This window comes from Nocardia carnea (assembly GCF_029868325.1).
Classification (GTDB): domain Bacteria; phylum Actinomycetota; class Actinomycetes; order Mycobacteriales; family Mycobacteriaceae; genus Nocardia; species Nocardia carnea_C.
Window position 1 is genome coordinate 1 of the sequence record NZ_JARWNW010000112.1, and the last position, 9662, is coordinate 9662.

Genomic DNA, 9662 nt, shown 5'->3' on the forward strand with positions numbered 1-9662 from the left:
GGTGAGGGCAGCGGGTGTGACTTCCCGGGCATAGAGCTGAGGAAAGGGTGGGGGCGGGGGGCCCGGCCCCCCCATTAGGTGTGTATTTGGGGCCCCCGAAAAGGGTGGCGTAAAACCCCGGCCCCCCCCCCACCCCCAACGGGGCGCCCGGCCCCCCGCCCCCCACCCTTTCCTCAGCTCTATGCCCGGGAAGTCACACCCGCTGCCCTCACCCTTCACCCGGAGACGGGCGAAGGGTGAGCGTGCCGTCTAGCTCGTGCGGATACGCAGGCCCGGATTGTCGGAGAGCACCACGCTCACCGGCTGGGCGAACAGCTGCGGTGCGTTACCGGTGAGCACGCCCAGAATGTTGGGGATCTCGCAGATCGGGTAGTCGGCGACCGACGAGGCGCTGGAGATACCCAGGGCCAGCCGGCCGGTGACGATCGCGCCGCCGCTGTCGCCGGGGAGGGCGCAGATATTGGCGGAGAAGCTCTGGGTGAGCTGGCGATCGCCGACCTGCACCGTCTGATCGACGGCATTCACGACACCGCAGCTGAAGCCGGTACGCGAACCGGATTTGCAGACGGGGGCACCGACCACCGGGGTGGCCACGCCTTCGATCGGCACCGGCCCGGCGCCCGGCACCTTGACCTGGTTGTTCTCGAAGCGTCCAGCGGCGCCGTCCTCGATGTCGAGGATCGAGTAGTCCTGGTTGCCGAGGACCGACTTCTGGAAGGTGGCGATCTTCGGGCCGACGCGGTTACCGCCGAGGGATTCGTGCACGCTGGCGGCGCCGACGTTGTCGAGGTCCGGATTGCAGTGGCCGGCGGTGATGTTCACGGTGTTACCGGCCGGGCCGATTCCGTTGAAACCGAAGGAACAGCGCAGCGAACCGTCACCGGCCACCGAGGCGTATCCGTCGCCGCCGCCGAGCGGTGCCGCGGCGCTGCCTTCGGCGATATCGGCGGCGGGCAGCGTTTCCGCCGCGACCGGCGGGGCCATCACGATGACGCGGGCCGGGTCGATGAAGTTCGGCATCGGCAGGCCGGCCTGGTCGACGCGGACGGCGATGCTGTTGTTGACGGTATCGATGACCACACCGCGGACGAGCGCGGAAACCGCGGCGGGCTGGCCGTCGAGCCAGCGTTCGAAGGCGCTCTTCTCCCCGCGCAGGGTCTGTTCGCTCTTGGCGACATTGCGGACGACGAAACCGGTCGACTCCGCGGCGCTACGCGCTTCCTCGCCGCCGGGACCGGGGGCGAGGGCGACCACGCCCTTGCCGTGTTCGTCGAGCCAGGCGCCCGCGAACACCTGCGGGAACTGGCGCTGAGCGGTGGTGGCGAACGCGGCCACCTGCTGGGCCGTATCGGCGCGCTGCAGGTACTCCTCGGGGGAGATGTGCAGATCGCGGCTGAGGGCCGCGACGAGATCGGCGGGCAGGCCGGGGCCGGGGTCGGGGGCGGCGGAGGACACCGCGGTGGGGCCGAACAGCAGTACCGCCGCCGAGGCGGCCGCCGCGGCCCGGAAGGTGCGGGTTCTGAACGGCGCCGTTCGCCGTTTACCTATGCGTGGCATGAGCATGCAGAGACTATATCGGGATCAACCGGCATTCTGCCTGGTTCGTACGCTGATACCGCTGCCGAGACCGCCGCCCGAGGTGGCGTCGATATCGGCGAGGACCGCGCGGATCGGAATGCCCAGCGTGGCGGTGCCGCCGTACTGGGCGAGGGCGATATTCGCTTCACCGCAGTCGGGAGCGTCGGCGGCGTTCGAACCGCTGGTGATCCCGAGTGCCAGGGTGCCGGTGACGATGGCGCCACCGCTGTCGCCGCCCAGGGTGCAGGCGGTGCTGGCGAAACCGCGGATGGTCTTGGCGTCGCCCTCGGTGGTGAACAGCTGGGTCTCGACCCGGTCGGCGACGACGAAGCCACAGGTGAAGGTGGACGACTGTCCGGATTTGCAGACGGGTGCGCCGACCACCGGGTCGGCGGTGCCGGTGATATTCAGGGTGGTGCCGTTGGCGCCGCGGACCGAGGGCTGATCCATTCCGGCGCCCACGGCGCGTTCGTTCAGCTGGATCACCGAATAGTCGAGCGTGGCGGGACCACCCAATTCGGATTTCACGAAGGTGCCCAGCTGCGGGCTGGCCGGAATATTGTGGACATTCGGGCTGTACACGGCCGCGCGCTCGTCGCCTTTGTCCAGATTCGGATTGCAATGCCCGGCACTGATATTCAGCGCGTTTCCGGCGGAATCGACGCTGTTGAAGCCGAACGAGCAGACATCGACACTGCGCAGTTCGGCGTCGTCGAGGGGGCCGGGCGCGCTGATATAGGTATCGCCGCCCATCGGATGGCGTTCGACCGGGCCGCCGCCGTCGGGGCCGAGGACAACTTTGATATTCGCGATGAGTGTCGGCAGATTGAGCATATGCGCCAGCGGCGTGTTGGCGACATTCACGACCAGCTGGCTGTTGAGGAAGTCGATGGCGATCGAATTGATCACCTGCGAAATATCGCGCGGCTGGCCGGCCACCCACTGATTCAGTTGCGTCAGCGAGGTTTCCAGCGCGGCGGCCGAAACCGGGGCCAGCCGGGTGTGATAGCCGTCGGCGCTGGCCACCTTGGCGGCGTCCGGCGAGGTCACGGCGACGATCGGTTTACCCTCCGGGGTCATCCACGCGCCCGCGAACACATCGGGGCGTTCGGCGCGGAATTCGGCCGCGTAGTCCTGGAGTTGCTGAGCGCGAGCCGACCGGTCCAGATATTCGGTCGGGGTCATATGCAGATCACGGGACAGCGCTTGGACGAATTCGGGCGGCAAGTCCTCGGCTCTCAGCTGTTCGGGGGCGGGCTCCGCGGTTGCCGGAACCGCACCGAACAGAGGAGTCAGGAGAACGGCAGAGCTGATGACGGCAGCTTTGACCGCGGCGCGACGCGCCACCGACTTGCGCATGGAGTCCCTTCGTCGGCACTGTGTGCCAGATTATCCATGGCCACGGGATTGAATCCGTTGGCGCACAGGTGTGGTCGAGCTGACCGAGGTTTCCGGGGTGGCCGGGAGAACACCGGTCAGGCGAACACTCTAAGGCACAAAACGCTATCTGGCTTCCTGTTGGCGCCCTTCCTGGGAACCGGTGTCGGGAAGGTCCGGATCCTCGCTGCGGAACGGCATCGGGAACGGGAAGAATTCGTACCCCGGCCGTGTCCGGGTTGTCGTGGTTTCGGTGGTGCTGGTCGTGGGGTCGGTGAGGGTCGGGCCGCTCGGTTCGGTGGTGCCGGGAACCGAAGTCGTGGGCGCCGGCGCGGATTGCGTCGTGGTGGTCACCGGTGGCGGCGTGGTGACGGGCTCGGTGGTTTCGACCGGTTCCGGCTCGTAGGTCGGTTCGGGGGTATAGGTCGGCTCGGCGGGCGGCGGGGCCACCGGCTGCGGTGGCGCGGGCGGTGGCGGAGCCGGGGTTTCGGTCACGGAGCTCGTCACGGGTGTGGGTCCGGGCTCCGCCGCCCCCGGCCGCAGGAACGCGGTAACCCCGAGTGCGCCGATCACGAGACCCACGAGCGCGGCGACGGCGATCAGGACGGCCGTACGCCGGGACCCCTTCGGTTCGGCAGCCGGAGTGCGGGCGGCGCCTTTCGGCGGTGTCGTGGCGGACCCCGAAGGGCGCGGGCTCGATTCCGGGGTGCCCGGATCGGCCGCCGGTAGGGCGCCCGCGGCCGCCGAGGTGACTCCCAGCCCCGCGGCGAGCACGCCCAGACTGGGACCGCCGTAGGTGGCCTCCGGATCGGCCTGGGGATCGGCCCCCGCGAACGAGTCGGCGGCCGCCGCTGAATAGGCCGGGTCGGGATCGACTGCGGAATACGCCTTCGCCGGGGTGTCGCCCGAACCGAGTTTCGGCATGACGACGGTGTCGAGGAAGGAGTTCTCGGCGGTGCCGGGGTCGGGCGGGGTCGCACCGGCGGGGGTTTCGAGCACCACGGCCAGGGCGGCGCGACCGGCGCTCTCGGCGTAGTACCGGCCGACCTCGTCGGCGCTGTGGCCGCCGGGTCGCGGGGGGAGTTCGTCCTCGCCGATGAGGGCGACGGATCCGAGGCCCAGATAGTCGAGTGCGCCGCGCAGCGCGAAGACCTGCGCGGCGGGCCAGCCGCCGGGGTGGGTCGCATAGAACTCGGCGGGGCCGTTGAGGTAGTCGGCGGTGAGGTTGATCAGGCAGAACATCGCGGTGGCGAGCAGGTCTTCACCGCGGTAGGCCTCGCCGTCGTCCACGGCCACGCCGGCCGGATCGCCTACGGCGGAGATGAAACCGGTGATGGTCTGGGTGTAGCCGGGCGGGGGTGTGGTGCCACCGAGTTCGGCATCGCCGTCGTCGGACATGTGCAGGATCGGTTCGCGGATGATGAAGTGCGGGTCCCCGTCATCGCTGACGACCGCCGCGGTGCACGCATGCTCGGCGATGTGCAGGCCCACCCCAGTGGCCATCCTCGGATCCTCGCTTCGATTTCCTCATCCAACAACGACGCTATGGGTCCACGTACGTCTCGCCCGGCGCGGCGCGCGGCGACCGTGCGCGGAGCATTGACAATAGCTGCGATCGGGGTCCGGCGCGGATCCGGGCGCGGGGTACCGGACCGCCTCCGGGGGGAGTCGGGTGTGGCCCGCAACCGGCTCCGGCGCGCGTAACGATCGGGTACCCGGGTGTGCCTCGCGCTGTTTCCCGGGTACATCCGGGGGCGGTGCCGGACCTGAAACCCGGGCGTGGCCTCGGGCGATCCGGGGCAGCCGGGGCCCGGGCGTGGTGTGCGTGCCCGGATCGAGGGTGGACGTGGCCGGGTGTGTCCCGGAGCGTTGCCCGGTCCGAGCCACCGTGTGCTGCGCCCCGGGAATACATCGCCGGATCCGGAGGTTGAGCTGATCGACAATGTTGAGTGAAGCCGACTCAAGTTTGACTTGACGGCCGAACTGTCGGCAGGCAGGATTGAGCCGACCACGCTCAGTATTGCTGGGACCGTGCTCTATGCCGTGCCTGGGGCTGGTCCGAGCGTCGCAGGCCCTGTGGGGCCTCGGCGTATTGGGGCGGACAGCCCGTACAGACACAAGCAGTCGAAAACGAGGAGGAACAACAAATGGCTCGTGCGGTCGGAATCGACCTCGGGACCACGAACTCGGTCGTCGCCGTTCTCGAAGGTGGTGAGCCGGTCGTCGTCGCCAACTCCGAGGGTTCGCGCACTACGCCCTCGGTTGTCGCGTTCGCGAAGAACGGAGAGGTTCTGGTGGGCCAGCCCGCCAAGAACCAGGCAGTAACCAACGTCGACCGTACGATCCGCTCGGTCAAACGCCATATCGGCACCGACTGGACCGTCGAGATCGACGACAAGAAGTACACCTCGCAGGAGATCAGCGCGCGCACGCTGATGAAGCTGAAGCGCGACGCCGAGTCCTACCTGGGTGAGGAGATCACCGACGCGGTGATCACCGTCCCCGCCTACTTCGAAGACGCTCAGCGTCAGGCCACCAAGGAAGCCGGCCAGATCGCCGGCCTCAATGTGCTGCGCATCGTCAACGAGCCCACCGCCGCGGCCCTGGCCTACGGCCTGGACAAGGGCGACAAGGAACAGACCATCCTGGTCTTCGACCTCGGTGGCGGCACCTTCGACGTCTCGCTGCTGGAAATCGGCGAGGGCGTCGTCGAGGTCCGCGCCACGTCCGGTGACAACCACCTCGGTGGTGACGACTGGGACGAGCGGGTCGTGAAATGGCTGGTCGACAAGTTCAAGTCCAGCTCGGGTATCGACCTGACCAAGGACAAGATGGCCATGCAGCGGCTGCGTGAGGCCGCCGAGAAGGCCAAGATCGAGCTGAGCTCCTCGCAGAGCACCTCGATCAACCTGCCCTACATCACCGTCGACTCGGAGAAGAACCCGCTGTTCCTCGACGAGCAGCTCACCCGCGCCGAATTCCAGAAGATCACCTCCGATCTGCTGGACCGCACCCGCGCGCCGTTCCAGTCCGTGGTCAAGGATGCCGGGATCAAGGTCTCCGATATCGACCATGTCGTGCTCGTCGGTGGCTCCACCCGGATGCCCGCCGTGACCGATCTGGTCCGCGAGCTCACCGGTGGTAAGGAGCCCAACAAGGGCGTGAACCCGGACGAGGTCGTCGCCGTGGGCGCCGCCCTGCAGGCCGGTGTGCTCAAGGGTGAGGTCAAGGACGTCCTGCTGCTCGATGTGACCCCGCTGTCGCTGGGTATCGAGACCAAGGGCGGAGTGATGACCAACCTCATCGAGCGCAACACCACCATCCCGACCAAACGTTCGGAAACCTTCACCACGGCCAACGACAACCAGCCGTCGGTGCAGATCCAGGTGTTCCAGGGCGAGCGCGAAATCGCCGCGCACAACAAACTGCTCGGCTCCTTCGAGCTCACCGGTATCCCGCCGGCCCCGCGCGGTGTGCCGCAGATCGAGGTCACCTTCGATATCGACGCCAACGGCATCGTGCACGTGACCGCGAAGGACAAGGGCACCGGTAAAGAGAACACGATCAAGATCCAGGACGGCTCCGGCCTGTCCAAGGACGAGATCGACCGGATGATCAAGGACGCCGAGGCGCACGCCGCCGAGGACAAGGAGCGGCGCGAGGAAGCGGAAACCCGCAACCAGGCCGAATCGCTGGTCCACCAGACCGAGAAGTTCATCGCCGATAACGAGGACAAGGTCCCCGCGGACGTGAAGTCGAAGGTCGAGTCCGCGATCGGTGAGGCCAAGGAGGCGCTGAAGGGCACCGATACCGCCGCGGTGAAGGCCGCGGTGGAGAAGCTGGCCACCGAATCGCAGGCGCTGGGCCAGGCGATCTACGAGGCGTCGGCGGCCGAGGGCGCGGCATCCGGTGACGGTGCCACCGGCGATGCCGCCGGTGACGACCAAGTGGTCGACGCCGAGGTCGTGGACGAACCGGTCGACACGGAGAAGAAGTGACGAACGCGGGTAACAATTCCGAGGAACCGATCAGCTTCGTCGACAAGCGCAAGATCGATCCGGAAACCGGCGAGGTCCGGGATCCGGCCGGGGCTGCCGATGCGGCCGCCCCGGCCGGGGGCGGGACCGCCGCGGATGCCGAGGAGCGGGTTGCCCCGCAGGCGCCGCAGTCGGGTCTGGACGGTGACGGTGCCGAGGTGGCCGCCGAGGCCGCGACGGTAACCGATCCGGCGGCCGAACTCGCCGAGCGCACCGCTGATCTACAGCGGCTCACGGCGGAGTACACCAACTATCGGCGCCGAGTCGAACGCGACCGCAAAACCGCGATGGACACCGCGAAGGCCGCCGTGGTCACCGAACTGCTGGGTGTGCTCGACGACCTGGACCGCGCCAAAGCGCACGGCGACCTGGAATCCGGTCCGTTGCGTTCGGTGGCCGACAAGCTGATCGAGGCACTGCGTAAACAGGGACTCGAGGAATTCGGGACCGAGGGCGATGCCTTCGACCCGAATCTGCACGAGGCCGTACAACACGAAGGCGCCGGGCACGATCCGGTGATCGGCGTGGTGATGCGTAAGGGTTACCGCTTCGGCGAGCGGGTGCTGCGGCACGCGATGGTCGGAGTGACCGACGGCGTGGGTGATACCGCGGCCGACACCACCGCCGATGCCGCTCCCGCGGCCGAAGCCGCAGCAGCGGAGGCATCGGATGCGGATGCCGGTTCGTCGAATTAACGATCCCGCGGCGCGGGATCGCGCAGCGATGGGGAAAGGAGGAGATGCCCGGTGAGCCAGCGGGAGTGGATCGAAAAGGACTTCTACAAGGAACTGGGCGTCTCCTCCGACGCCTCCACCGAAGAGATCAAGAAGGCGTACCGCAAACTCGCCCGTGATCTGCACCCGGACGCCAATCCGGGGGACGCCAAGGCCGAGGAACGGTTCAAGGCCGTCAGCGAGGCCCACACCGTGCTGTCGGATCCGGCCAAACGCGCCGAATACGACGAAACCCGCCGCCTGTTCGCGGGCGGCGGGTACGGCCGGGGCGGTGGTTTCACCCCGGGCGGCGGTGGCGGTTTCACCCAGGGATTCGACCTGGGCGATATCTTCGGGCAGCAGGCCGGCGGCGCCGACGGCGGCCTGGGCGACCTGTTCGGTGGGCTGTTCAACCGCAGCGGCACCCGCACCAGCCGGCCGCGCCGGGGTGCGGATGTGGAGGCCGAGACAACCCTCGGGTTCCGCGAAGCCGCGCGCGGTGTGACGGTTCCACTGCACCTGACCAGTCCGTCGCCGTGCACCACCTGCCACGGCAGCGGTGCGAAACCGGGTACCAGCCCGCGGGTGTGCCCGATCTGCAACGGCAGCGGTGTGGTGAGCCGGAACCAGGGTGCGTTCGGTTTCAGCGAACCATGCGACGAATGCCGCGGCACCGGGTCCATCATCGACGACCCGTGCGTGGACTGCCACGGCAACGGTATCCAGAACCGCACCCGCACCATCAACGTCCGGATCCCACCGGGCATCGCCGACGGGCAGCGGATCCGGCTGGCCGGGCAGGGCGAGGCCGGACTGCGCGGCGCGCCCTCGGGCGACCTGTACGTCACGGTGCGGGTGAGCCAGGACAAGGTCTTCGGCCGCACCGGCGACGACCTCACCCTGGCACTGCCGGTCAGCTACAGTGAATTGGTGCTCGGCACGACCGTATCGGTGCCCACTCTGGAGGGCCGGGTCGGCGTGAAGGTGCCACCGGGTACCGCCGACGGGCGCACCCTGCGGGTGCGTGGCCGCGGAGTTCCCAAACGCGGTGGCGGAGCCGGTGATCTACTGGTCACCGTGAAGGTCGCCGTGCCACCGAAGCTGGACGACGACGCCGTGGCTGCAATGCGTGCGCTGCAGGAGGCGGAGAAGGCCAGCGGCTTCGATCCGAGAGCTGGATGGGCAGGTGCGTGATGTCCAACGATCCGAAACGGGCATCCGAAAGTGGTTCGGCGCGGGCGCAGGCGCGCCAATCGAGCACCGAATACTTCGTGATCTCGGTGGCCGCCCAATTGGCCGGTATGCATGCGCAGACACTGCGCACCTACGACCGGCTGGGATTGGTGACACCGCAGCGCACCTCGGGTGGCGGTAGGCGCTACTCGGAACGGGACGTGGAGCTGCTACGCGAAGTGCAGCGGCTGTCCCAGGACGAGGGCGTCAACCTGGCCGGGATCAAACGGATCATCGAACTCACCAACCAGGTATCCGAACTGCAGGAGCGGGTCGTCGAACTGGCCGCGGCGCTGGAACGGGAACGGGCCCGGCCGGATTACCGGCCGGAACTGATCCCGCCCCAGCGCAATACGGCATTGGTCGTCTGGCAACCCCGTAACCGGCGGAGATAAGGGGCGAATGCTCGACCCACCCGGGTCGTACGCAATGGTGGGCGCCGATCAGCGAGGTCCTATCCGGATCCCACGCAACCACGGTGGTGCCGAGTTCAGCGAGGCCCTGAAAGGTTTCGGCCCGTGCCACGGGATAACCCGGGGGGGGAAAACGGGCGCGCCCGCCGCAAGCGGGGGGCGAGCCCCGGCGCCCAAGGGCGGCGACACCCGCGCCCGCCCGCCAACGCGGGGTAATTTGGGGCCATCTCCCCGGTGCGTAATGTTTTCCCCCAAATCGCGGTACTGTTTGGGGAATTGCATCTCGGCGGCCAGGACTGGGACCACTCCCG

Annotated in this window: 7 protein-coding genes; 4 read left to right on the top strand and 3 right to left on the bottom strand. The window is 68.2% G+C overall.

Annotated elements, in window-relative coordinates; translation table 11 throughout:
- Positions 1–249: 249 nt before the first annotated feature.
- From QH196_RS08095 to QH196_RS08105, 3 genes are all read right to left on the bottom strand, one after another.
- On the bottom strand, positions 250–1563 hold the full coding sequence (locus QH196_RS08095; protein ID WP_280415133.1) for a S1 family peptidase: 1314 nt from the start codon (positions 1561–1563) through the stop codon (positions 250–252).
- 18 nt (positions 1564–1581) lie between these two features.
- Positions 1582–2937, bottom strand: coding sequence for a S1 family peptidase (locus QH196_RS08100; RefSeq protein ID WP_280415134.1), 1356 nt, complete (start codon positions 2935–2937; stop codon positions 1582–1584).
- A gap of 144 nt (positions 2938–3081) precedes the next feature.
- Positions 3082–4458, bottom strand: a complete 1377-nt coding sequence (locus QH196_RS08105; RefSeq protein ID WP_280415135.1) for a hypothetical protein — start codon at positions 4456–4458, stop codon at positions 3082–3084.
- A 644-nt stretch (positions 4459–5102) separates the two neighbouring features.
- Between QH196_RS08105 and dnaK the strand changes: the two genes are divergently transcribed.
- Genes dnaK through QH196_RS08125 form a run of 4 tightly spaced genes read left to right on the top strand, consistent with a single transcriptional unit; the run spans position 5103 to position 9333 of the window.
- Positions 5103–6953, top strand: coding sequence for a molecular chaperone DnaK (dnaK, locus tag QH196_RS08110; protein ID WP_280415136.1), 1851 nt, complete (start codon positions 5103–5105; stop codon positions 6951–6953).
- Entirely contained in the window at positions 6950–7687 is a 738-nt protein-coding gene (grpE, locus tag QH196_RS08115; protein WP_280415137.1) for a nucleotide exchange factor GrpE, read from the top strand. The genes dnaK and grpE overlap by 4 nt, the downstream gene beginning before the upstream one ends.
- 51 nt (positions 7688–7738) lie before the next feature.
- A complete protein-coding gene (dnaJ, locus tag QH196_RS08120; protein ID WP_033246462.1) occupies positions 7739–8899 on the top strand; it encodes a molecular chaperone DnaJ in 1161 nt (386 codons plus the stop codon).
- A complete protein-coding gene (locus QH196_RS08125) occupies positions 8899–9333 on the top strand; it encodes a heat shock protein transcriptional repressor HspR (protein ID WP_280415138.1) in 435 nt (144 codons plus the stop codon). The genes dnaJ and QH196_RS08125 overlap by 1 nt, the downstream gene beginning before the upstream one ends.
- Positions 9334–9662 lie beyond the last annotated feature (329 nt).

Bases quoted from the DNA above. Each gene is read 5' to 3' on its own strand.
- QH196_RS08095 (WP_280415133.1), bottom strand. From the start codon at position 1,563: ATGCTCATGCCACGCATAGGTAAACGGCGAACGGCGCCGTTCAGAACC.
- QH196_RS08100 (WP_280415134.1), bottom strand. From the start codon at position 2,937: ATGCGCAAGTCGGTGGCGCGTCGCGCCGCGGTCAAAGCTGCCGTCATC.
- QH196_RS08105 (WP_280415135.1), bottom strand. From the start codon at position 4,458: ATGGCCACTGGGGTGGGCCTGCACATCGCCGAGCATGCGTGCACCGCG.
- dnaK (WP_280415136.1), top strand. From the start codon at position 5,103: ATGGCTCGTGCGGTCGGAATCGACCTCGGGACCACGAACTCGGTCGTC.
- QH196_RS08125 (WP_280415138.1), top strand. From the start codon at position 8,899: ATGTCCAACGATCCGAAACGGGCATCCGAAAGTGGTTCGGCGCGGGCG.